23 protein-coding genes are annotated in these 21,286 nt (G+C 63.7%); 2 read left to right on the top strand and 21 right to left on the bottom strand.

The features are described from left to right. Position 1: 1 nt before the first annotated feature. From mraY to I6L39_RS04080, 8 genes are all read right to left on the bottom strand, one after another. Positions 2–1,084 carry a phospho-N-acetylmuramoyl-pentapeptide-transferase gene (gene mraY / locus I6L39_RS04045; protein ID WP_042077605.1) on the bottom strand — a complete coding sequence of 361 codons (1,083 nt, stop codon included), beginning with the start codon at positions 1,082–1,084 and terminating at the stop codon, positions 2–4. Continuing rightward, entirely contained in the window at positions 1,078–2,433 is a 1,356-nt protein-coding gene (gene murF / locus I6L39_RS04050) for a UDP-N-acetylmuramoyl-tripeptide--D-alanyl-D-alanine ligase (protein ID WP_216991098.1), read from the bottom strand. Before murF ends, mraY begins: the two co-directional genes overlap by 7 nt. Then, on the bottom strand, positions 2,430–3,914 hold the full coding sequence (gene murE / locus I6L39_RS04055; RefSeq protein ID WP_216991099.1) for a UDP-N-acetylmuramoyl-L-alanyl-D-glutamate--2,6-diaminopimelate ligase: 1,485 nt from the start codon (positions 3,912–3,914) through the stop codon (positions 2,430–2,432). Before murE ends, murF begins: the two co-directional genes overlap by 4 nt. Positions 3,915–4,009: 95 nt before the next feature. After that, positions 4,010–5,776 carry a penicillin-binding transpeptidase domain-containing protein gene (locus I6L39_RS04060; RefSeq protein ID WP_209794196.1) on the bottom strand — a complete coding sequence of 589 codons (1,767 nt, stop codon included), beginning with the start codon at positions 5,774–5,776 and terminating at the stop codon, positions 4,010–4,012. Further along, on the bottom strand, positions 5,773–6,087 hold the full coding sequence (ftsL, locus tag I6L39_RS04065; RefSeq protein WP_042077599.1) for a cell division protein FtsL: 315 nt from the start codon (positions 6,085–6,087) through the stop codon (positions 5,773–5,775). Before ftsL ends, I6L39_RS04060 begins: the two co-directional genes overlap by 4 nt. Positions 6,088–6,090: 3 nt before the next feature. After that, on the bottom strand, positions 6,091–7,029 hold the full coding sequence (gene rsmH / locus I6L39_RS04070; protein WP_216991100.1) for a 16S rRNA (cytosine(1402)-N(4))-methyltransferase RsmH: 939 nt from the start codon (positions 7,027–7,029) through the stop codon (positions 6,091–6,093). Continuing rightward, on the bottom strand, positions 7,030–7,488 hold the full coding sequence (gene mraZ, locus I6L39_RS04075; RefSeq protein ID WP_216991101.1) for a division/cell wall cluster transcriptional repressor MraZ: 459 nt from the start codon (positions 7,486–7,488) through the stop codon (positions 7,030–7,032). It abuts the gene before it with no gap. A 239-nt stretch (positions 7,489–7,727) separates the two neighbouring features. Then, positions 7,728–8,024, bottom strand: coding sequence for a hypothetical protein (locus I6L39_RS04080; protein WP_043762764.1), 297 nt, complete (start codon positions 8,022–8,024; stop codon positions 7,728–7,730). Between the two features lie 255 nt (positions 8,025–8,279). Between I6L39_RS04080 and I6L39_RS04085 the strand changes: the two genes are divergently transcribed. Further along, a complete protein-coding gene (locus I6L39_RS04085; protein WP_254203771.1) occupies positions 8,280–9,134 on the top strand; it encodes a lytic transglycosylase domain-containing protein in 855 nt (284 codons plus the stop codon). On the opposite strand, the gene I6L39_RS04090 is transcribed toward I6L39_RS04085, so the two are convergent. The 11 genes from I6L39_RS04090 to lafA (I6L39_RS04140) all read right to left on the bottom strand — a co-directional run bounded on the left by I6L39_RS04090 (position 9,070) and on the right by lafA (I6L39_RS04140) (position 17,857). Beyond that, a complete protein-coding gene (locus I6L39_RS04090) occupies positions 9,070–9,528 on the bottom strand; it encodes a hypothetical protein (protein ID WP_216991102.1) in 459 nt (152 codons plus the stop codon). The genes I6L39_RS04085 and I6L39_RS04090 overlap by 65 nt on opposite strands. Continuing rightward, positions 9,515–10,462: a lateral flagellar motor protein LafU gene (gene lafU, locus I6L39_RS04095; RefSeq protein ID WP_216991103.1), complete on the bottom strand. Its 948-nt coding sequence runs from the start codon at positions 10,460–10,462 to the stop codon at positions 9,515–9,517. Before lafU ends, I6L39_RS04090 begins: the two co-directional genes overlap by 14 nt. Next, positions 10,462–11,319, bottom strand: a complete 858-nt coding sequence (lafT, locus tag I6L39_RS04100) for a lateral flagellar motor stator protein LafT (protein WP_041211799.1) — start codon at positions 11,317–11,319, stop codon at positions 10,462–10,464. The genes lafU and lafT overlap by 1 nt, the downstream gene beginning before the upstream one ends. Before the next feature lie 50 nt (positions 11,320–11,369). Beyond that, complete coding sequence (lafS, locus tag I6L39_RS04105; RefSeq protein ID WP_209794201.1) at positions 11,370–12,080, bottom strand: FliA/WhiG family RNA polymerase sigma factor; 711 nt, start codon at positions 12,078–12,080, stop codon at positions 11,370–11,372. 5 nt (positions 12,081–12,085) lie between these two features. Further along, entirely contained in the window at positions 12,086–12,514 is a 429-nt protein-coding gene (gene lafF, locus I6L39_RS04110) for a lateral flagellar basal body-associated protein LafF (protein ID WP_302055607.1), read from the bottom strand. A 69-nt stretch (positions 12,515–12,583) separates the two neighbouring features. Beyond that, entirely contained in the window at positions 12,584–13,666 is a 1,083-nt protein-coding gene (locus I6L39_RS04115; RefSeq protein WP_216991105.1) for a flagellar hook-length control protein FliK, read from the bottom strand. Beyond that, positions 13,657–13,995 (bottom strand): LafX, encoded by a 339-nt coding sequence (locus tag I6L39_RS04120; RefSeq protein WP_216991106.1) that lies wholly within the window; start codon positions 13,993–13,995, stop codon positions 13,657–13,659. Before I6L39_RS04120 ends, I6L39_RS04115 begins: the two co-directional genes overlap by 10 nt. Positions 13,996–14,115: 120 nt before the next feature. Then, positions 14,116–14,508, bottom strand: a complete 393-nt coding sequence (lafC, locus tag I6L39_RS04125) for a lateral flagellar export chaperone LafC (RefSeq protein ID WP_216991107.1) — start codon at positions 14,506–14,508, stop codon at positions 14,116–14,118. A 39-nt stretch (positions 14,509–14,547) separates the two neighbouring features. Then, positions 14,548–15,831 (bottom strand): lateral flagellar capping protein LafB, encoded by a 1,284-nt coding sequence (gene lafB, locus I6L39_RS04130; protein WP_216991108.1) that lies wholly within the window; start codon positions 15,829–15,831, stop codon positions 14,548–14,550. Between the two features lie 112 nt (positions 15,832–15,943). Further along, the gene (lafA, locus tag I6L39_RS04135; RefSeq protein WP_216991109.1) at positions 15,944–16,810 is read right to left on the bottom strand and encodes a lateral flagellin LafA; all 867 of its coding nucleotides are present in this window, start codon (positions 16,808–16,810) and stop codon (positions 15,944–15,946) included. A 180-nt stretch (positions 16,811–16,990) separates the two neighbouring features. Beyond that, positions 16,991–17,857, bottom strand: a complete 867-nt coding sequence (gene lafA / locus I6L39_RS04140) for a lateral flagellin LafA (protein ID WP_216991110.1) — start codon at positions 17,855–17,857, stop codon at positions 16,991–16,993. A 199-nt stretch (positions 17,858–18,056) separates the two neighbouring features. On the opposite strand from lafA (I6L39_RS04140), the gene fliB reads away from it, so the two are divergent. Then, positions 18,057–19,217, top strand: a complete 1,161-nt coding sequence (gene fliB / locus I6L39_RS04145) for a flagellin lysine-N-methylase (protein ID WP_216991111.1) — start codon at positions 18,057–18,059, stop codon at positions 19,215–19,217. 61 nt (positions 19,218–19,278) lie between these two features. Here fliB and I6L39_RS04150 read toward each other — a convergent pair whose 3' ends face one another. After that, complete coding sequence (locus tag I6L39_RS04150; protein ID WP_216991112.1) at positions 19,279–20,280, bottom strand: hypothetical protein; 1,002 nt, start codon at positions 20,278–20,280, stop codon at positions 19,279–19,281. 19 nt (positions 20,281–20,299) lie between these two features. Continuing rightward, on the bottom strand, positions 20,300–21,199 hold the full coding sequence (lfgL, locus tag I6L39_RS04155) for a lateral flagellar hook-associated protein LfgL (protein ID WP_216991113.1): 900 nt from the start codon (positions 21,197–21,199) through the stop codon (positions 20,300–20,302). Positions 21,200–21,286 lie beyond the last annotated feature (87 nt).

Raw genomic sequence — 21,286 nt, forward strand, 5'->3', positions numbered from 1 at the left:
CTTACCTCACCTTCAGGGTGGCGAGACCAAGCAGCACCAGCATGAGGGTGATGATCCAGAAGCGCACGATGACGCGCGGCTCCGGCCAGCCCTTCTTCTCATAGTGGTGATGAATGGGCGCCATGCGGAAGATCCGCACGCCGCGCAGCTTGTAGGAGCCCACCTGCAGGATCACAGAGACGGTCTCCATCACGAAGACGCCCCCCATGATCACCAGCAGGAACTCCTGGCGCACCAGCACGGCGATGGTGCCGAGCGCCCCGCCCAGGGCCAGGGAACCCACGTCCCCCATGAAGACCTGGGCCGGATAGGTGTTGAACCAGAGGAAACCCAGACCCGCCCCGACGATGGCGGTACAGACGATCACCAGCTCGGAGGTGTAGGGCACGTAGGGGATGTGCAGGTAGTTCGCGAAGTTGACGTTGCCGGTCGCCCAGGCGATCAGGGCGAAGCCCCCAGCCACCATCACGGTCGGCATGATGGCCAGACCATCCAGGCCATCGGTCAGGTTGACCGCGTTGGAGGTGCCGACGATGACGAAGTAGGTCAGCAGGATGAACATCAGGCCGAGCTGGGGCATCACGTCCTTGAGGAAGGGCACCACCAGCTGGGTCTGTCCGTCGTGGGTGGCGGTGGCGTAAAGGAACACGGCCACCCCCAGCGCAACGGCGGATTGCCAGAAGTACTTCCAGCGGGCGATCAGGCCGTCGGTGTTCTTGCGCACCACCTTGAGGTAGTCATCGGCGAAGCCGATGGCACCGTAGGCCCCCAGCACGAACAGCACCAGCCAGACATAGGGATTGTCGAGGCGGCACCAGAGCAGCACCGAGATGAAGATGGCGGCGATGATCATCAGGCCGCCCATGGTCGGGGTGCCCTTCTTGCTGAGGTGGGACTCGGGACCGTCGTTGCGGATCACCTGGCCGAACTTCAGGATCTGCAAACGGCGGATGAGGCGCGGCCCCATCCAGAGCGCCACCACCAGGCCGGTGATGATCGACAGGATGGCGCGAAACGTCAGGTAGGAGAAGACGTTGAAGAAGGTGAAGTGCGGGGTGAGCAGTTCCGCCAGCCAGACTAGCATGTGGCTGACTCCTGATGGCCCTTGACCATCTCGACGATATCTTCCATGCGGGAGCCGCGGGCGCCCTTGACCAGAATCGAAATTTCCTGATGTGTCTTTATCATTTGCGCAAGCACTTCAAACAACGACGCCTTGTTATCGAAATGTCGGCCAGCCGCGGCATCTGCGGTGTGGCGACTCTGTTCCCCTACGGTCAGCACGGCGTCAAGGCCCTGCTCGCGGGCGTGGCGACCGACCCGGGCATGCTGCGCGGCGGACTCCTCACCCAACTCCTTCATGTCACCGAACACCAGCACCTTGTAGCCGCCCATGGCGGTCAGGGCGTCGATGCCCGCCAGCACGGACTCCACGCTGGCGTTGTAGGTGTCGTCCACCAGGGTGAGACCACCCCAGCGCTGCACGCAGAAGCGGCCCTTGACCGGCGCCATCTGCTCCAGACCGGCTTTGACCGAGGCCAGAGAAGCACCGAGCGCCAGGGTCCCGGCGGCGGCGGCCAGAGCGTTCGCCACGTTGTGGCGGCCCGGGATGGCCAGGGTCAGGCTCACTTCGCCCTGCGGCGTCACCATGACGAACTCGGCACAACCCTGCTGGTTGATCACCACGTTTCTGGCGTGGAACGGCTGGCTCTGATCCTCGAGGGAGAAGGCGCAGCGGATGCCCTTCTCACGCCACTTGGGCCAAAATTCGTTGTCGGCATTGACGATGGCGCTGCCGCCCTCGCGCAGGCCTTCGAAGATTTCGCTCTTGGCATGGAAGACCCCCTCCAGGGAGCCGAAGCCCTCCAGATGGGCCGCCGCCACGTTGTTGATGATGGCGGCATCGGGCTTGGCCAGCGACGTGGTCCAGGCGATCTCCCCCGGGTGGTTGGCCCCCAGCTCCATCACCGCAAACTGGTGCTGCGGCTCGAGGCGCAGCAGGGTGAGCGGCACCCCCACCTCGTTGTTGAAGTTGCCGGCGGTGGCCAGCACCTCCCCCTCGCAGCGCAGGATGGCAGTCGCCATCTCCTTCACCGTGGTCTTGCCGCAGCTGCCGGTGATGGCCAGCACTTTCGGGTTGATGCGCTCGCGCACCAGCCGGCCCAGACGCCCCAGCCCCTTGAGGCTGTCGGCCACCACCAGTTGCGGTATGGCCAGGGGCAGCTCGCGTTCCACCAGCAGGGCACTGGCGCCGGCGGCCACCGCCTGATCGCAGAAATCGTGGGCGTCGAAACGCTCGCCGCGCAGGGCGACAAACAGCGCCCCTTCGCCCAGGGTACGGGTGTCGGTGCTGACCGCCGTGATCTCGTGGTCGCTCCCGATCAGACGGGCATCGAGCACCTGCGCCAGGTCGGCAAGCCTGAGGGTCATCATCTGAATGACTCCATTAATGTGTGCAAGGCGGCCGCGACGGTTTCCCGGTCGCTGTAGTGCCGCTTGTCGGTTCCAATGATCTGATAATCCTCGTGGCCTTTGCCGGCCACCAGGATGATGTCCTCTTTGCTCGCCTGACTCAGCGCCAGCCGGATCGCCTTGACCCTGTCGTGCTCGATCTGCACGGCGCCGGGATCGCGAAGCCCCGCCACCATGTCGGCCATGATCCGGGCCGGCTCCTCGGTACGGGGGTTGTCGTCGGTCAGGATCACGCAGTCCGCATGCAGCTCCGCCATGGCGGCCATCATGGGCCGCTTGCCGCGATCCCGATCGCCGCCGCAGCCCACCAGGCACCAGAGGCGACCGTGGCAGTGCACCCGCAGGGCCTGCAGCGCCTTCTCCAGCGCGTCCGGGGTATGGGCGTAATCGACCACGGCGAGCGGCGCATCGCCACCGCCGAAGCACTCCATGCGACCGGTCACCGGCTGCAGCTGAGGCGCGGTGGCCAGCAGGGCGTCGAAATCGTAACCGAGCACCAGCATGGCCCCCATGGCGCCCAGCACGTTGCTGACGTTGAAGCGGCCGAGCAAGGGGGCGGATAATACACCATTCCCCCAACTGGAGTTAATGCGCGTGTCAAAACCTTGTTGATGGAAATGGGGATCCTGCGCCGTCAGCTGTCGTCCGGCATGGTTTTCAATCGGGCCATGGACGCCGAAGGCCACCGCACCGGGATAGGCCGCCAGCCACTGCCGCCCCAGGCGGTCGTCCACATTGATGACGGCGCAGGGTTCGTCCACCAGCTTCAGCAGCTCCTCCTTGGCGGCAGCATAGGCCTCCATGGAACCGTGATAGTCCAGGTGATCCCGGCTCAGGTTGGTGAAGACAGCCGCGGCAAATGGCAGGGCGGCGACGCGGTGCTGCACCAGACCGTGGCTGGAGACTTCCATGGCCACCAGATCGGCCCCCTGTTGCTGCAAGGCGGCCAGATTGGCCTGCACCTGCACGGCGCTGCCGGTGGTGTTCTCTGCTTCCACCAGCTCGCCGAACAGGCCGTTGCCTATGGTGCCCATCACCCCGGCCTTGCCTCCCAGCAGGGTGCGCCAGTTCGCCACCAGCAGGGCCGTGGTGCTCTTGCCGTTGGTCCCCGTGATACCCACCAGTTGCAGTTTCTGCCCCGGATGATCGTAGAAGTGGCCGGCCAGCTCGGAGAGGCGGGCGGGCAGATCCTGCATGCCGATGCAGGGGATCTGGGCCGCAGGAGGGACGAATTCCCCATCCTCCTCAAACAGCACGGCGGTCGCTCCCTGAGCCACCGCCTGTTCGATGAAACGCCTGCCATCCACCTGATGGCCTCCGATCGCCACGAAGAGAGAGCCGGGACCGACCCGCCGGCTGTCGAGCTGGAGGTCGGTGAGGGGAAGCGCCGGGGCAGTGATGCCGAAGCGGCTCATCAGTTGATCAAGTGAGATGGACGGCATGGGCAGCCTCCGAAAATGCGGGAATGCGGGCGCACACGGGCACCATGGAAAATGCCCCGACAGCGGCGGGGCCGATGGAAAAAGCCGGATGCCCGTCAAGTACGCGGTGCGCCATTGGTGGCCTCCGTGCGGGCAAGCTTGGCGGGTACCTCGGGCGGGATCGCGTCGGGACGGATGTTGAAGAGCTGCAGCACGCCCCCCATGGCCTCGGCAAAGGGCGGCGTCGCCACGGCGCCGCCGTAGTAGGCATCCCCCTTGGGCTCGTTGATCACCACCACCATGACGAAGCGGGGATTGCTGGCCGGGGCGAAGCCGGCAAACCAGGCCATGTAATCCTTGCCATAGCCCCCCGCCACGGCGACCTTGGCGGTACCACTCTTGCCGCCGACCCGGTAGCCCGGGATCTGGGCCTTGGGAATGGCGTTGCTGACCACGTACTCCAGCGCCTGCAACATGGCGGCCGCATTGTTGTGGTCGATGACCTGCTCGCCCTTGGGCGGCTTGGTCACCTTGATGATGGAGAGCGGCACCCGCTTGCCCTTGTTGGCCAGGGTGGCGTAGGCGGAGGCGAGCTGCAGCGGGGTCACCCGCAGGCCGTAGCCGAACGACAGGGTGGCCCGCTCGATGTCGGACCAGCGGCGACGCTGGGGCAGCATGCCGCTGCTCTCCCCCATCAGGCCGCTGCCGGTGTCCATCCCGAAGCCCACCATGCTGAGGGTGTTGATCATCTCCTGGGCCGGCATCCGCAGCGCGATGCGCGACATGCCGATGTTGGAGGAGTAGCGCAGGATGTCGTACAGGTTGGTCGCCTTGTGGATGCTCACATCACGGATTTGCTTGGCCCCGATAAAGAGCGGCCCACCCGGGATGAAGTCCTTCCAGCTGGTGACGCCGGCCTGCAAGGCACTGAGCAAAATCAAGGGTTTGACCGTGGAACCCGGCTCGTAGGTGTCGGTGACCACCCGGTTGCGCACCCGGAAACTCTGGTACTGGCCGCGGTTGTTCGGGTTGTAGGAGGGGGTGTTGACCATGGCGAGCACCTCGCCGGTCTTCACGTCCAGCATCACCATGGAGCCGGAGGTCGCCTTGTTCTCGTCGGTGGCCCGCTTGAGGGCGCGATAGGCCAGCGCCTGCACCCGCTGATCGATGCTCAGCTGCAGATCGTTGGCGTGCTTGCCCTCCTTGACCAGACCGAGCCGCTCGATGACGCGGCCCTGGCGGTCCTTGCGCACCCGCATCTCCCCCGGGGTCGCGGTCAGCCACTCGTTGTAGCTGCGCTCGATCCCCTCGATGCCGCTGCCGTCGATGTTGGTCACCCCCACCAGGTGGGCGCTGATCTCGCCGGTCGGATAGAAGCGGCGCGCCTCGGGGCGCAGATAGATGCCCCCCAGTTTCAAGCCCTTGATGTATTCCGCCACCGCCGGCGTCACCTGCCGCTGCAGATAGACGAAGCGCTTGCTCGGGTTGGCGATGCGGTGCTTGAGGGTGTTGATGTCGAGCTTGAGCACGGCGGAGAGCGCCAGCCAGGCGCGCTCGTTGTGGATGGCGCCGGACTCGTGCACCGTCTTGGGATCGGCCCAGACGGCCTCGACCGGCACGGAGACCGCCAGCTGCTCGCCGTTGCGATCCGTGATCATGCCGCGCACCGCCTGGGTGGAGGTGGTGCGCAGGGAGCGCATGTCCCCCTCCTGGCGCAGCCTGTCCGGATCGATCACCTGGATCCAGGCCAGTCGCAGGATCAGCCCCGCAAATGCGATGCCGATGAAGAAAACCAGGGTGCGAAAGCGCCAGGGGTAGAGTGACGGTGCTTTCGCCTTGGCTTTGTCCTTTGCAGGAGCCTTGGTGGCGGCCTTGCGTGTCATGGTTGTGTAATTACCTTCTCGGTGGTCACCAGCGGGCGAGCCATCTGCAACTTGTCCATGGCCAGGCTCGCCACCCGGGAGTGCTCAGCCAGGGTGCCCTGCTCCAGCAAGAGGTGGCGCCACTCGATGTTGAGCCTGTCCTCTTCCGCCATCAGATCGTTCTGCTTGGCCGTCAGCCCCCGGGTCATGTTGGTCACCAGGATCACCGCGAAGGCGGTAACCAGCACGGCGATGGTCAGCACGACCTGCAACTTGTGGCGCCAGAGATCCGCAACGATCTCCCTGGCGAGGTGAACGCGCACTTCGCTCATGGCTTACTCCGCCAGCCGCTCTGCGACCCGCAGTACCGAGCTGCGGGATCGGGTGTTTTCATTGACTTCATGCTCGGAAGGCTTGAGCGCCTTGCCGACCGACTTCAGCTTGCGACCGCCGGCCAGCTGGGCCTCGGTCAGCGGGATGCCGTGGGGCACCTCGGGTCCTTTCTCGTGCTTGCGGATGAAGTGCTTCACCAGCCGATCTTCCAGGGAGTGGAAGCTGATGATGGAGAGACGGCCGTGAGGAGCCAAGACTTCCAGCGCGCCGTTCAACGCGGTTTCGATCTCGTCCAGCTCGCTGTTGATGTAGATGCGGATGGCCTGGAAGCTGCGGGTAGCAGCGTGCTTGCCCTTCTCCTTGCTCGGGTTGACCCGGGCGATCATCTCTGCCAGCTGGCGGGTGCGCACATAGGGCTCGGTGACCCTGTCGTGCACGATGGCGCGGGCAATCTTCTTGGCGAAGCGCTCCTCGCCGAAGGTCTTCAGCACCCAGGCGATGTCGTCCACATCGGCGCGGGCCAGCCACTCGGCGGCGCTCTGGCCAGTGGTCGGGTCCATCCGCATGTCGAGGGGGCCGTCCTTCATGAAGCTGAAGCCGCGTTCGGCATCGTCCAGCTGGGGGGAGGAGACCCCGAGATCCAGCAGGAAGCCGTCCACCTTGCCCAGCAGACCGCGCTCGGTCAGATAGCGGGTGATGCCGGAGAAGGGGCCGTGCACGATCTCGAAGCGGGGATCCTGGATCTTGGCCGCCTCGGCAATGGCCTGGGGATCCCGGTCGATGGCGATCAACCGGCCGTTGGGGCCGAGCTGCTGGAGAATGAGACGAGAGTGACCACCCCGGCCAAAGGTACCGTCGACGTAGACACCGTCCGGCTTGATGGCCAGCCCTTCGACGGCTTCGTGCAACAGCACTGTGATGTGTTCAGCGGCTTGGGTCATTTATAAAGAAAAATCCTGTAGTCGTGGTGAACTTGCCCAGTCGTCCTCGGGCAGGCCCAGGATGTCGTCATTGATCTGTTGTTGCCAGCGGGCTTCATCCCACAGCTCGAACTTGTTGAGCTGGCCCACCAGCATGATTTTCTTGTCCAGCCCCGCGTGGTTGCGCAGCGGCTGGCTCAGCAGCAGGCGGCCGTTGCCGTCCAGCTCGCATTCGGTCGCATGGCCGAGCAGCAGGCGTTGCAGGCGGCGCTCGGCCGGATTGGTACTGGACAGGGTCTTGAGCTTGCGCTCTATCTCTTCCCATTCGTTCAGGGGATACAGCAGCAGACAGGGATGGGCGATGTCGATGGTGCAGACCAGCTGGCCGTCGCACTCGTCGCGCAGCCAGTCTCGAAATTTGGTCGGAATCGCCAACCGGCCCTTGCTGTCCAGGCTGATGGCGTGAGCGCCACGCAACAAATTGCAGTCCCTGAAAATGAGTTAAGGGGGCAAATCGCCCGATAAAAACCACTTTGATCCACTTTTCTCCACCATGAAGTTTAAGGACGAGCAGGAGGCTTTTCAAGCAAGGATCTCGGGCAGGGGAAACATATTGACGCAGCGTGGGGAGACGACCGATTAAATGAATTGATTTTTCACAAGTTATTTACTGCCAAATTAAATACATGCCCTCAGGCTGGGCTCAAAATTAATCTGTTTCAGGGGGAAATGATGAAACGAAACAGCACGACGGCACACAGGATAATGCTCACCCCCACCACGGGATAGATGATGTAACCGTCTCCCGCCCGCCGGGCACGCAGCACCACCAGCTGGCAGAGCAGCAGGTTATAGAGGATCAGAAGAAAAGTCAGCAGAAGGTTGGCACCAAATGTCAGCTCATCGGCATACACGACATAGAGCCACATCAAACCAAAATTAACGAGGATCAGATAAAGCAGAAATTTCTGAATCGCCCTGCCCGCCTTTGGGGTCTTTTTTACTCGTGTTATCATGCTTATCACGTCCTGGATACCACATGAACAGTCGACAGATATTGTCAAAAACTGTTGAGATACATCGTGTTTTTATCATTTTCCCGCCAGGCTATGCCCTCTCTTGCCAAATTATCGTCTCGCCTTCTCGCCGGGCTGTGCCTGCTAAGCAGTCCCGTTTGCTACTCCTACGATCATTATCATTGGCAGGCGGGTTTTCCTACCCCTCTCGCCGGCCCCGGCGCCGATCTGGTCACCGAGCAGACCCGCTTCCTGTTGCAGCAGCGCAGCCACCTGCAGCAACGCCTCATCGAGTCCCAGCCCATGATCCGCTGGGTCACGGAGCAGGTTCAGGCGCGAAAACTCCCACCCATGCTGGCACTGCTGCCCCTGATCGAGAGCAGCTACCGGCTGGACGTGATCTCTTCGGCGGGCGCCGCCGGTCCCTGGCAACTGATGCCAGACACCGCGGCCCGCTTCTCCGTCCCCATGACGACCGCCTTCGATGGCCGCTATTCCCTGCCATTGGCGACGGAGGCTGCCCTCGCCTATCTCGGCTGGCTGCATCGATTCTTCGGGCAGGACTGGCTACTGGCCTTGGCGGCCTATAACGCGGGAGAGGGACGGGTGCTGAAGGCGGTGCTCAGCGGTGGGACACGCAATCTGTGGGCACTGCAGTTGCCCACGGAAACGCGGCTCTATGTGGCGCGTTTCATCGCCCTCTCCCAGTTGCTGGACAGGGCGGCGCAGCACGACTTCGTGCTGCCATCCTGGCAGGAGGGAGAGAGCATTCGGGTGTGGCGGCAGCCGGGCGCCTGCTCCCTGCTGGACTGGGCCATGGCCAAAGGGGTGTCGATGAACGACGCCAGCCGCTGGAATCCCGCCTGGCGCCTGCCAGAGGCGCAAGGTGTCAGCGACTGCCCCATCGTCTATGGCGGTGGCAAGGCGCCTGCCCGCAGCACACCGGATAAACGGCCACTGCTGGCACGAGCCGTGTCGCTGGAGAGCCTGCACGACCCCTTGCTGCTGCGACCGGCAAGGGGGCTCGACATGGGGCGGGGGGGGATCACGCTGGAGCGGATGCCGGATCCTCTGGGACTGGGACAGACCCGGCCTCTGCTGGCGCCATGAAGCTATGGCGCCAGTGACTGAGCACGGGGGCGAGATCGATGGACGCCGGATCGGCCCAGCGCGCGCCGTAGAAGCTGAGGTATTGGCCTATGGCCCTGCGGTGGGTGATATGGCAGGCCAGCACGATTCGCGGTGACAGGGACAGGCTGACGGTATCGGGCAGGGCGAAGCGGGCGGGGGCCAGGAAGCCGACCCCGCCGGGCCCTATGTCCTTGATCACCGCCCGGCCGATCTGCTTGTCGAACAGCAGGCCGGACACCATGAGCCGGGCCGCGATGCCGCAGCTCTGGGACTCCAGCGGCGTGGTGCCGTCGTGCAGATACCAGCGAGGGACCTTGCGCCTGGGATCGTTGAACGGGGTGACGGGGGGCAGATCGGTATCAGGGGTTTCCATGGGCAGTGGCATCCTTGGCTTGCCGGGTGGCGGCTTGGGTTTGGGCGCTGAACAGCTGCTCCAGGCTCTTCTCCGCCTGGGTCGTCATCACCAGCAGCTCGATGCGGCGATTCTGGCTGCCCCGGGGATCGGCGGTGTTGTCCAGCATGGTGTCCGACATGGCGACCACCTGACCCACCCGCTCGGGGGGCATGCCGCCGGCAAGCAGGACGCGCCTCGCCATCATGGCGCGATCGGAGGAGAGCTCCCAGTTGCTGTAGTTGTCCCCGGCGAAGGGGGTGCTGTCGGTGTGACCGGAGATCATGACCCGGTTCTCCACCCGCTGGAAGATGGGGGCCAGCGCCATCAGCAGATGGCGGAAATAGGGGCTGATGCGGGCACTGCCGCGGCTGTACATCTCCCGCTCGTCGTCGTCGCGGATCAGGATGCGCAGCCCCTGGGGCACCAGTTGCAACTCCAGGTTGTTTCTGGCCTGCATCTGATCCGCCATGGAGCCGATGAAGCCGGCCAGCTGCGCCATCTGCTTCTCCCCCTCAATCTTGCCCACCAGCAGGCTCTCGTAGCCGCCCTTGGCACCGTCGGTGAAGATGCTGCGGTCGCGCTCCATGTGTCTGGGCATGCGCTGCCCCTCCTCCACGAACTGGGGGCTCAGCTCCTCCAGTACCGAGGGGTTGCCACCGAGATCCACCGGATAGGGGCTGTTGCGGATGTCGAACGGGTTCGCCTCGCTGTCCATGATGCTGTAGTCGCGCAGGCGGCTGGCCACCATCTCGCGCTCCTCCTGGCTGGAAACGGCCAGGATCCAGAGCACCATGAAGAAAGCCATCATCGCCAGGGTGAAGTCGGCGAAGGCCACCTTCCATGCGCCGCCGCCCTTGGGACCACTGCTGCGCCGCTGCTGGCGCTTGATGATGATCTGTTCGTGGTTGCGCATCACATGGCCCTGTTGGTCACCCAGTCTTCCAGTTCGAGGAAGCTGGGTTTCACGTCAGGCTCCAGCATCTTGCGGCCCGAGTCGACGGAGAGCAGGGGCGTCTTGCCCCGCAGCTGGGCGATCAGGATCGACTTGATGCACATCAGCATGCCGATGCGGCGCTTGACCATCTCTTCCATGGCGTTGCTGATGGGCTCCAGCAGGCAGTAACAGAGGAAGATGCCGATGAAGGTGCCCACCAGGGCGGCCGCCACGTGCACGCCGATGTTGCTGAGGGGACCGTCGAGCTGCTGCATGGTGATGATGATCCCCATCACGGCCGCGAGGATCCCGAACCCGGGGCAGGCTTCCCCCGTCTTGTGCAGCGCGTGGGCGGGCTTGAGCATGTCCTCCTCGATGGCCATGATCTCCTGCTCCAGTATGGTGTCGAGCTCGTGGGGGGTGATCTTGCCCATGCCCAGCAGGCGCAGGTTGTCGATGATAAAGCCGAGCAGTTGCGGATCTTCCGACACCTGGGGATACATCAGGAAGACGGAGCTCTGCTGCGGGTTCTCCACGTGTTCGTCCAGCGCCTTCATCCCCTTGTTGCGGGTCTCTTCCAGCAGTTGGTGCATCAGGGTCAGCAGTTCGCGATAGATCTCCTTCTCGTCCTTGTTGGACTTGAAGCAAAGCTTCATCTGGCGCCACATCTCATGCATCACCTCCTTGGAGTTTCCGAGGAACATGGAGCCGACCGCAGCACCTATGATGATGATGAGCTCGGCGGGCTGCCACAGGGCGATGGGACGCCCCCCGGCCATCATGAAGCCGCCGATCACACAAACGAAAATGACACCAAGACCGATCTGTTTTTGCATGGATGCTCCCGCAGAATTCACGAAGACTCCCCCCGCGGGGAGAGCCATTACTATATGGAGTCGACCAAACGCTGCTTGAGCTGAAGGACGCACTGCTTGTGGAGCTGGCATACCCGCGACTCGGTCAGGCCGAGCACCAGCGCAATCTCCTTCATGTTCAGCTCCTGCTGGTAGTAGAGGGAGAGCAGCAGTTGCTCGCGCTTGTCCAGGGTACCGAGCACCTTGCTGAGGGTCATGGCCATGTCCTGGTCGTCTGATTCCGACGCCGGCGCCCTGCCGCCGTTCTCCAGCCACTCCTCCAGGCTCTGCAGGGCCTCGGCCTGGCTGGCATAGGCCAGCTGGCGCACCTCCTCGACGGAGCAATCCAGTGCCTGCGCCAGCTCCTGCTCGGTCGGGTTGCGCCCCAGCCGGTTGAACAGCTCCCGCTGCACCTGGTTGTGGCCGTGCACCTGCTGGCGCAACTGGCGGGGACGCCAGTCGAGGCGCCGCAACTCATCCAGCATGGCGCCCCGCACCCGCTTGAACGCATAGCTTTCGAACTGGGCATCGGGCTCGCTGCCATACCGGCGCCAGGCCTCCAGCAGGCCCATCATGCCGACCTGCTCCATGTCCTCCTGATCGAAGCAGGCGCTCACCTGGCTGCGCAGGTGAGTGGCCGCCCGCTTCACCAGAGGCAGGTAGCGGCTCAGGATCGCCTGTTCACCGGTACGGGGGGCGGAGGCGGTCAGTTCACAGGGGATGTCCCAGCCGGCGTCCATCATGTCCGCTACTGCACCAGCACCTTGGTGACCAGCACTTCGTCCAGATAGGGCTTGTAGCCATACCCTTCCAGCGTCCCCACCAGCTTGCCGAGCAGTGAGGTCTGCAGGTCCGAGATGTTCTGCAGCTCCTGCTTCACCGCCTCATGGGAACGATGGCTGAAATATTGCACCATGGCATTGCGGATCAGGGGGGTCAGCTCGTTGAGCGTCTCCAGTTGCTGGGGGTTGTGGGTCACCAGTGCTAGTTCCAGCACCAGATAGTGGGGCTCCCTGTCCCCTTCCAGGCTGATGACGAAGCGTTCCATCGGCTTGAACAGCGGTGTCTTGCTCAGCTCGGGCTTGGCCTCCGCCAGCCCCAGCCAGACGGCTACCGTATCTCGCTTGAGATAGGCGCCATAGGCCAGCGCCACCAGCAGGCACAGTGCCATTACCATCACCATCATCCACTTCATGACACGCCGCATAATTTGAAGTCACTCTCGCTATTGCCAGATTGTAAAATGTCACACCAGGGTATTGAGCCAGTCCTGACCAGCGCCGCTCGATGCATCCCGTTCTTCCTGCCACTGCCGCCGGCCAGCCAGGATCTTCTCCTGCTGCCAGCGTTCTCCCCGCTCCTGCTCTCCCCCCTGCCCGACGTTCACCTCGACGCCGCCGGCATGGTGGGGGGTCAGGCTCATGCGCAGCCGTTCCATCGACTGGATCATGGCCTCGCGCACCGCCGGGTTGGTCACGTTGAGCTGCACGCTGAGCCGATCCCCCTCGACCCTGACCGTCAATTCGAGGCGCCCCAGCTCGGGGGGATCGAGCCGGATGTGAGCCTGCTTGATGTTCTGGTTCACCTGCAACTCGACCCTGTCCTTCAGCACCTCGACCAGTTGCTGGCCCCACTGGGCCGGACCGTCCGTCAGGCGAGCCGGCGCCCACTGGTACTCCGTGGGCCTGGCCGCAGACAGCGCGGTCGGCAGCCCCACTGCCGCCTTGAGATCTGCCACGGCAAGCTCCCGCTCCGGCGCCGCCTCCCCGGGAAGGGGCGGCAGACCGACCGTGGTCGGGAGCGGCGACCGCTCCCCCTGCACGCCTGGCTGGGCCAGCCTCAGGGCGAGCTCTCCCGCCTGCAGGGGGGAGTGCGCCTTACTGTCCGGCGCCGTCATCACCGGCATCCGTTCGCTCTCCAGGCGCACGAGGCGGGTGAGCGCTCGCAGCGCGGGCGAGGGGTGCTCCGCTCGCGCCCCTTGCTCCGCAGGGGGAAGTTCGGGCTCCACCGGCGGGCGGACAAGGGAGAGCCGCACGCTCTCCTCTGGTCTGACAAAGGGTGGGGGCATATGGGTGAAGGCGGACAGCTGCTCGGCAACGTCGGACGCCATCTCGACATTCGTCTCGATACTCGCCTCCTCACCGCCCTCCTCGTCGGGGGCGGTGACAGGGACGGCGGGCACCGGGGGGAGCGAGGCCAGGGCCTCCTGCGGGAGATCGAGCGGCTGGTACCCCTCTCCCTGCCCATCGGGCTGGCGCGAGAGACGGGTGAAGCCGCTTGAAGCGGAGGGCGGCAGGGCCTCGGTGCCGATAAAGGGGATCATGCCCATGTCTGCGCCTCGTCATAGGCCTGCAGCCCTTCCCGCTTGAGGGAGAGGGCATCCCACTCCTGCTTGCGCAGGGCGGTTTCCTGCTGGCAGAGCGCGAAGGCCTCCTGATGCCAGTGGCGCACCTGATCCCGGGCCGGCATCAGGGCCTGCCACAGGGCAGGTTGCTGGCGCAGACTCTCGACCAGCTGGGCCAGACGGTGATCCGCCAGGCGCACCGCATCCCACTGCCCGGCACGGGCCTGCTGTAAAATCAGACGCCCCAGCCCCAACAGCTGGCGCTGGCGCGTCTCGCGTTCCGTGCTGGGTGGCACGGCCCCGGTCATGGACATGATGATGGCCCCAAAATAAGACGACCCTGCCAGCAAGCAAGGAGCAGGCCAGATATATAGATGCGGTTTTTCAATACGTTAGTCGCTTTCCCTGGCAAACGAGGAAGGAGGACTTCCGCATCAGCGGGGATGGCGGGCCATCGCTTCCCAGCCCTCTTTCAACTCCAGCAGGATGCGGCGCACTTCGGCAAAGCCCGCGACGTCGTTGGCCACGCTGATCTCGAACAGGCGCTGACCACAGTAGTTATACAGGCGGTGCAGGTTGCCGGCGAGCTCCCCGCCCTTGTCCATGTCGAGGGCGCTGTCGAGCCCCCCCAGGATCTGCAGGCACTTGTTGATGGACTGCCCCTTGCGCTCATACTGCCTGGCCAGGATGTGGCCCTCGGCCCGCGCGATCTCGTCGAGCAGACCGTCCATCAGCATCAGCACCAGCTGATGCGGGTCGGCGCTCGCCGCCTTGGCCTGGGTGGCGGCGAACTGGTAGGCGTCATAGCCTTCTTGGGGTTCAAACATGAAAGACTCGCTTATTCAGGGTGTGATGGGCACGCCGTCTCACAGGGCGCCCATGGTCTGCAACATCTGGTTCATGGTGGTGAACTGGTTGAGGTAGCGCTTATACGCGGAATCCATGCGCCGATCCAGCGCCTCCATCCGTTCGTTGACCCGCTTCTCGTTCGCCTCCAGACCGGTCTTGCGCCCCTTGAGTGCGCCGTCCCGCTTGGTATAGGGGTCGAGCGCATTGCTCATCCGCTTGAGCAGGCCATCGTCTCCCATCAGTGCCTTGCCGAGCAGCTCGGGATCCTTCTCCAGCGCCTTGTTGAAGTCGGTCTCGTTGAAGGAGAGCTTGCCCGCCTTGTCGGTCTTGATCCCGAGGCTCCCCAGGGTCAGGTCATCGGGCAGATCCCGCACGCTGCGGGCGATCAGGCTCTTGAGGCTGCGCACCCCGCTGTCGGAGGAGAGGGCCCCCGGCGCCTTGGGATCGCTGGAGGTCATCTTGGCCAGCTCATCCACCAGCTCGTTGTAGCTGTCGACGAACTTCTTGAGTGAGCCGGTGACGGCCTCCTTGTCCTGATCCACCGTCACCAGCAGCGGCGCATCCCCCGCCTTCTGCGCCTTGGTCAACTGGAAGGTCAGGCCGTCCACCACGTTCTCTATCTTGTTGCTGGACGAGGTGATGGTGAGCGGGTTGTCGCCCCCCATTTGCAGCTTGGCGTCCTGCGCCTGGGTGATGTCCGTCTTGCCGGCCACGGCCACCCCGAGGGCATTGGCCGCATCGCCGCTGTAATTGAGGGTGATGGCGTTCTCCACCCCGCTCTCCTTGCTGGTCAGCACCATGCTGACCTTGCCGTCGGTACGCACTAGGGTCGCCTTCACCCCGGGGTTGTCCTTGGCATTGTTGATCTGGGAGACCAGATCCTTGGCGGTGGCACCAGCCGGCAGGGTCGCCAGATCGATGTCGAGGGTCTTGCCCTTGACGGTCAGGGAGAGCACGCCGTCTGCGGGCAGCGGCGCCGTGTCGCTGTCGAGCTGAAGGCCGACCTGATGGGACTGGGCGAGCTGCTCCACGAAGAAGTTGTACTGGCCCGAGCTGGCCTTGCCATTGCTCGTCACCGTCATGATCCCGTCTTGGGACATGGTCGCCTTCTGCGCCTGCAGGCTGCTCGCCTTGTTCAGATCCTTGAGCAGGGTCTGGAAGCTCGACAGCTTGGTGGTGAGGGTGCTGATGGCGCTCTGCTGTGCCTTGACGCTGTCCAGCTGCTTCTTCAGCAGCTTGTCCATGTTCTGGCGCTCGACGGCTACCAGCTGCATCGCCATGCTGGCCGGATCTACTTGCATCTCTCTCCCCTTGTTCGGTGGCCTGCCTGTTGGAAAGGACCGGTTCTCTCCTTTCCAACCGGCAGGCGGTTGTCAGACAGGGGCCGCCCCGACGGGGCGGCCCGGCAACGCATTAACGCAGCAGGGAGGTCACCATGCCGGTCATCTGGTTGGAGTTGGACAGCACGGACATGCCAGCCTGCATCAGCATCTGGTTCTTGGTCATGTTGGTGCTCTCCTGGGCGAAGTCGGCATCCATGATGCGACCGTTCGCCATGTCGGTGTTCTCTTTCATGTTGGAGAGGTTGTTGACGGTGTGCTCCAGACGGTTGATGTTGGCACCGAACTGGGAGCGGGCGGTACCGATCAAGTCCAGAGCGTCTTCCATCTTGGTGATCTGCGCATTGAAGTCGGTGGAGGCCAGGGCGGAGGCCGCCACGTCGGCGGTGGCCAGATCCGTGGTCGCCGTGGTGATGGCGGCATTCACGGCCTGGACGTTGGTGTCGGCCTTGACGTCCAGCTTCTCGGCGGCGGTGCCACCGATCTGGAAGGTCACGGTGCCGGCGCCGAACTTGCCCGCATCGCTGATCAGCGTTTCACCACCAAATTTGGTGTTGTCGCTGATGTTCTTCAGCTCGGCGGTCAGCTCCTTCATCTCGGTACCGATGGCCAGGCGATCTTCCGCGCTCGAGGTACCGTTGGCGCCCTGGGTGGCCAGGTCCTTCATGCGCTGAACGATATTGGTCATCTCGTCCATGGCCCCTTCGGCGGTCTGCATCATGGAGACGGCGTCCTGGGCGTTGCGCATGCCGACCTTCTGACCATTGGACTGGGCTTGCAGACGGGTGGCCATCTGCAGGCCGGCCGCGTCATCGGCGGCGGAGTTGATGCGAAGGCCGGTGCCCAGACGCTGCATGGCGGTGCCCAGCATCTTGTTGGTGTTGTTGAGCTGGTTCTGAGTGGTCAGAGAGGCGAAATTGGTGTGGATGGACAAACCCATGGTTTTACTCCTCGAAAAAGGCTGCTACCGCAGCGGATAACCGTACTAAGAGGAGAAGCGACCGGGCAGAGGCAGGACTTGAATGGCGAACGAAAATTGTGATGAAAAAAGCGGGGAAGGGAGAACAGGGAAGCCGTGAGGGGAAGAGGGCACCCATCGCCAGGATGGGTGCCGCCAGGATCAACGCAGCAGGGAAGTTACCATGCCGGTCATCTGGTTGGAGTTGGACAGCACGGACATGCCAGCCTGCATCAGCATCTGGTTCTTGGTCATGTTGGTGCTCTCCTGGGCGAAGTCGGCATCCATGATGCGGCCGTTCGCCATGTCGGTGTTCTCCTTCATGTTGGAGAGGTTGTTGACGGTGTGCTCCAGACGGTTGATGTTGGCACCGAAGGCGGAGCGAACGGTACCAATGTCCTTCAGGAAGGTATCCATCTCGGTGATGGCGGCGTTAGCAGTAGCCTGGGTCGCGATGCCGCCCCCCTTCACTGCGGTGCCGTCCAGGCCGGAGCCTGCGGTGGTACCAGTCACCTTCTTCAAGGCGGTACTCACATCCACACTCAGCACTTCGCTGGCAGAACCACCGATCTGGAACTTGACGGCAGCGGTTTCGAAGTTGCCGGACCCCTTCTTCAACAGGGCGGTGCCACCGAAGGTGGTGTTGTCGGTGATGTTGGTCAGCTCCTTGGCCAGTTCCTTGAACTCGGCGTCCAGGGCGGTGTAGTCCTCGGTGCTGGTGGTACCGTTGGCCGCCTGGGTGGAGAGATCCTTCATGCGCTGAACGATGTTGGTCATCTCGTCCATGGCCCCTTCGGCGGTCTGCATCATGGAGATGGCATCCTGGGAGTTGCGCATGCCGACCTTCTGGCCGTTGGACTGGGCCTGCAGGCGGGTGGCCATCTGCAGACCGGCGGCGTCGTCGGCGGCGGAGTTGATGCGCAGGCCGGTGCCCAGACGCTGCATGGCGGTGCCCAGCATCTTGTTGGTGGAGTTCAGCTGGTTCTGGGTGGTCAGAGAGGCGAAGTTGGTATGGATGGACAAGCCCATGATGTATTCCTCGAGTTAAACGCTGCACTGCAGCCTGTTAGGTTGACACCACATATAGACGACCCCTTTGCCGCAAAAATGTAGCCACGCCACCGTATATTTTTCTCTCCCCGCGCTCCCGGACGCCGGGGTTGATTGCCACAATCTTCCGGCATGCTTATTGCTTTTAAAATGCCACCTCTCACTACCGGATGGCGACATGGCTGCCTCGCTCTACACACCGCATTTCGTTCAACATTTCCAGTGCATCGGCGATCGCTGCGAGGACAACTGCTGTCACAGCTGGACCATCACCATCGACAAGCAGACCTTCCGCAACTACGAGCGACACCCCGATCCCACGGTCAAGTCCCTGAGCAAGCTGCACATCATCAAGGTGAAGCAGAGCAACGAACGCTGGGGGGAAATCAAACTCGACGAGCAGGGTGCCTGCCCCTTCCTCGATGAGAAGCGACTGTGCCAGATCCACAGCAAGGCGGGTCCGGATGCCCTGAGCCAGACCTGCAAGACCTACCCCAGGGCCCAGACCCGGATCGGCAACCAGCTCAAGAAGTCCCTGATGCTCTCCTGCCCCCAGGTATGCCGGCAACTGCTGCTGGACCCCATGGCGATGCAGACAGAGGTGACCGAGCTGGCACACTCCCTGCCCTTCGCCCCGCCCCCCGCCGCCATGGCCACCCTGCACAGCCTGAGCATTCACGTGCTGGCCGCCACCGACCTCCCGGTCGAGCTGCGGCTGTGGCTGATCGGCATGCTGATCCACCGGGATCCTGGGCAGCTGTCCCACGAGGCCTTCCTCGACCAGGTGGCCGTGCTGGCCGAGCGGGGGGAACTCCACACCATGTTCGAACAGTTGCCCGCCCTGCCCCGGCTGCAATGGTGGGGACTGAGGACCATGACCCACCAGTTGCTGGCCTACTCCCAGGGACGGCGGGGACGCCAGACCATGCAAGCCTGCCTCGACAAGATCAATGTGGTACTGGAGGGGGTCTACGATGAGGGCAAGATCGCAGGGTTGCAGCAGGTCTGGCACGACAGGGTCGCCCCCTTCCTGGCCGAGCGCCCCCATATCATGGACAACTACCTGCTCTACTACGTCTATCACCACAACTTCCCGCTGGTGCAGGGGGACAGGTTCCAGGCCTATCAGTTGCTGGTGATCGACTACTTCCTGCTGCGCAACTACCTCTGCCTGCTGGCCATGGACAGGGCGCTGGAAGAGCAGGACGTGGTCAACCTCTTCTACAGCTATCACACCATACGCCAGCACAATGCGCACTTTCTCAAAACCATAGAGCAAGGGCTCAGCGACTCCGGCTTCGCGTCGGATATCTCCCTGTACGCCCTGCTCAAGCCCTGAAAACAGGAAACCGCCAGCTGGCTGCATGGCGGTTTCCTGTTGTGAAGGGGGCGTCCAGACCCTAGGTCAGCAGCGCCGCCACGTTCTGGCGCGACACATTGGCCTGGGCCAGCAGGCCGGACATGGTCCCCATGAAGCCCCCCTCCTTGAGCTGCAGGCTGAGCTTGCCCTGCAACTGGGTCAGCTCCTCTTCCTGCAGGTGCTGGCTGCGCGCCTTCACCCGATCGAGCTGCTTGACCATCTTCTGGCGGAACTGCTTCAGCTCGCGCACCGACTGCTCTATCTCCCCGAGCAGCCGCTTCAGGCGCTGCTGCTCCTGCTTGAGCTCCCCCTTGTCGAGTCCTTCGCCTAGCTGGGTCAGCTGCCCGGCCCTTTGCTTGAACTGCACCGGCACCGGGTTGCCCGCCGGGATGCGAATGCCCTCCCCGCTCAGCAGCACGGGCTCGTCCAGCTTGCGCCTGTGCTGATCCGGCACGCTCAGCTCCAGCTTGCCCAGCTCGTTCAGGCGAGCCTGGATGTGCTCCTTGCGCAGGGCGCGATCCAGCCGGGAGGCGGCCTCCGACTCGCTGGCATCGGCAGGCAGCAGCACCTCGACGGCGCTGCTGGTCTGGGGGAAGGAGAAGACGATCCGCTCGGCGCTCGACCTGGGGCTCAGCAGATCGAGCCGTTCCGCGCCGTAGTGCACCCGGCTGTCCGCGGCCGACGCCAGCAGGCGGGGCCTGAGTTCGCTCGTCAGCGGCGCCTGGGGCTGGGTCAGCTTCTCTTCCAGCAGCTTGAGGCGGGAGACCAGATCTCCGCTCGCGGCCTTCTGCTGGCCGAGCTGCTGCTCGAGGCGCTTCAGCTCGCCCCAGACCTGACTCAGGGCCTGCTCGCTCCCCTGGGCATGGGCGATGCGCTGCTGCGCCGTGCCGATCAAAGCCCAGCGATCGAGCCGGATGACGTTGGGCTGACGTTCGTTGCGGGGAGTCTGCGGGGAGCCGGTCTGGGCAGTCGAACGCCCTTGCAGCCTGGGCTGGGCCGGTGTCTCGGCCACGCCGCCCGGGCGGGTTTGTTGAATCTGCATCCTGGCTCCTTAGACCGACTCAGGGCATGTAGTTGAACAGGCTCAGGCCATTGACCTTGGCGAAGGCCTGCTGCTGCACCTGCAGGGCCATCAGCACGTGGGCCTGCTGGGTCACGGCCCCGGCATAGTCGAGGGACTCTATCTGATTGCTCACTTCCTTGCTATAGGTGCCTTTCTCGGCATGCCCCTCGTCCACCTGATCCAGCAGGTTGATGCGCGCCCCTATGGTGCTGACCATCTGGCTGATGTCATCCTGCAGCGTCTTGCCGCGATCCAGCATGGCTCTGGCCTGATCCGCCGCATCCGGTGCACCGGCATCGAAGGCCGCCACCATGTCGTCCAGCTGCTTGAAGAAGTCCCCGTTCTGGATGAAGAGGGTGTCGGCGGTCTGGTTGAGGGAGACAGTCACCCCGCGGGCGATCTCCACCTCGCGCACTAGGGCGTCCCCCTGATAGACATAGTCGCCACCCGGCCCCTGGACTAGGGGGGTCTTGTCCACCTGGCTGCCGCTGAACAGGCTGGAGCCGTTCTCGTTGCGGGCGTTGGCCAGATCCAGCAAGCCATCCTTGATGATGGCTGCCTCGCTGGCCACGGCACGACGATCGTCCTCGGAGAGGGAACCGGTGGCGGCCGTCTGGGTCAGCTCCCGCAGGCGACCCAGCATGTTGGTCATGGTCTCGAGCTGCAGCTCCCCCTGGGAGAGCTGGCTCTTGGCGTTGGCGATGTTCTTCTGGTACTGCGCCATCGCCACCTGCTCCTTCTTCAGGCCGAGCAGCTGCACGCTGCCGACCGGATCGTCCGAGGGCTGGAGGATCCGCTTGTTGGACGCTATCTGGCGATCCAGACGGGCGTATTCGCCGAACCCCTGCTGCAGATTGTCGAGCATGCTGAGCTGGATTTGATTGGTGCTGATTCTCATGCCGCCCTCATCAGAACATGTTCAGGATGGAGTTGAAGAGTTGGATTTGACTGGTGCTGATCCTCATATCGCCCTCGTTAGAACATG

It is taken from the genome of Aeromonas sp. FDAARGOS 1409, assembly GCF_019048705.1.
In the GTDB taxonomy this organism is placed as follows: domain Bacteria; phylum Pseudomonadota; class Gammaproteobacteria; order Enterobacterales; family Aeromonadaceae; genus Aeromonas; species Aeromonas sanarellii.

What these genes read in the sequence shown, in the direction of transcription:
- lafF (WP_302055607.1), bottom strand. Translation starts at nt 12,514, where the DNA reads ATGGTAATGGCACTGTGCCTGCTGGTGGCGCTGGCCTATGGCGCCTAT.
- rsmH (WP_216991100.1), bottom strand. Translation starts at nt 7,029, where the DNA reads ATGACCCAAGCCGCTGAACACATCACAGTGCTGTTGCACGAAGCCGTC.
- lafB (WP_216991108.1), bottom strand. Translation starts at nt 15,831, where the DNA reads ATGCAAGTAGATCCGGCCAGCATGGCGATGCAGCTGGTAGCCGTCGAG.
- mraY (WP_042077605.1), bottom strand. Translation starts at nt 1,084, where the DNA reads ATGCTAGTCTGGCTGGCGGAACTGCTCACCCCGCACTTCACCTTCTTC.
- I6L39_RS04080 (WP_043762764.1), bottom strand. Translation starts at nt 8,024, where the DNA reads ATGATAACACGAGTAAAAAAGACCCCAAAGGCGGGCAGGGCGATTCAG.
- lafC (WP_216991107.1), bottom strand. Translation starts at nt 14,508, where the DNA reads ATGTTTGAACCCCAAGAAGGCTATGACGCCTACCAGTTCGCCGCCACC.
- murF (WP_216991098.1), bottom strand. Translation starts at nt 2,433, where the DNA reads ATGATGACCCTCAGGCTTGCCGACCTGGCGCAGGTGCTCGATGCCCGT.
- fliB (WP_216991111.1), top strand. Translation starts at nt 18,057, where the DNA reads ATGGCTGCCTCGCTCTACACACCGCATTTCGTTCAACATTTCCAGTGC.
- I6L39_RS04115 (WP_216991105.1), bottom strand. Translation starts at nt 13,666, where the DNA reads ATGGGCATGATCCCCTTTATCGGCACCGAGGCCCTGCCGCCCTCCGCT.
- I6L39_RS04150 (WP_216991112.1), bottom strand. Translation starts at nt 20,280, where the DNA reads ATGCAGATTCAACAAACCCGCCCGGGCGGCGTGGCCGAGACACCGGCC.
- lafS (WP_209794201.1), bottom strand. Translation starts at nt 12,080, where the DNA reads ATGATGGACGCCGGCTGGGACATCCCCTGTGAACTGACCGCCTCCGCC.
- lafT (WP_041211799.1), bottom strand. Translation starts at nt 11,319, where the DNA reads ATGCAAAAACAGATCGGTCTTGGTGTCATTTTCGTTTGTGTGATCGGC.
- murE (WP_216991099.1), bottom strand. Translation starts at nt 3,914, where the DNA reads ATGCCGTCCATCTCACTTGATCAACTGATGAGCCGCTTCGGCATCACT.
- ftsL (WP_042077599.1), bottom strand. Translation starts at nt 6,087, where the DNA reads ATGAGCGAAGTGCGCGTTCACCTCGCCAGGGAGATCGTTGCGGATCTC.
- I6L39_RS04120 (WP_216991106.1), bottom strand. Translation starts at nt 13,995, where the DNA reads ATGTCCATGACCGGGGCCGTGCCACCCAGCACGGAACGCGAGACGCGC.
- I6L39_RS04060 (WP_209794196.1), bottom strand. Translation starts at nt 5,776, where the DNA reads ATGACACGCAAGGCCGCCACCAAGGCTCCTGCAAAGGACAAAGCCAAG.
- I6L39_RS04090 (WP_216991102.1), bottom strand. Translation starts at nt 9,528, where the DNA reads ATGGAAACCCCTGATACCGATCTGCCCCCCGTCACCCCGTTCAACGAT.
- lafU (WP_216991103.1), bottom strand. Translation starts at nt 10,462, where the DNA reads ATGCGCAACCACGAACAGATCATCATCAAGCGCCAGCAGCGGCGCAGC.
- lfgL (WP_216991113.1), bottom strand. Translation starts at nt 21,199, where the DNA reads ATGAGAATCAGCACCAATCAAATCCAGCTCAGCATGCTCGACAATCTG.
- lafA (WP_216991109.1), bottom strand. Translation starts at nt 16,810, where the DNA reads ATGGGTTTGTCCATCCACACCAATTTCGCCTCTCTGACCACTCAGAAC.
- lafA (WP_216991110.1), bottom strand. Translation starts at nt 17,857, where the DNA reads ATGGGCTTGTCCATCCATACCAACTTCGCCTCTCTGACCACCCAGAAC.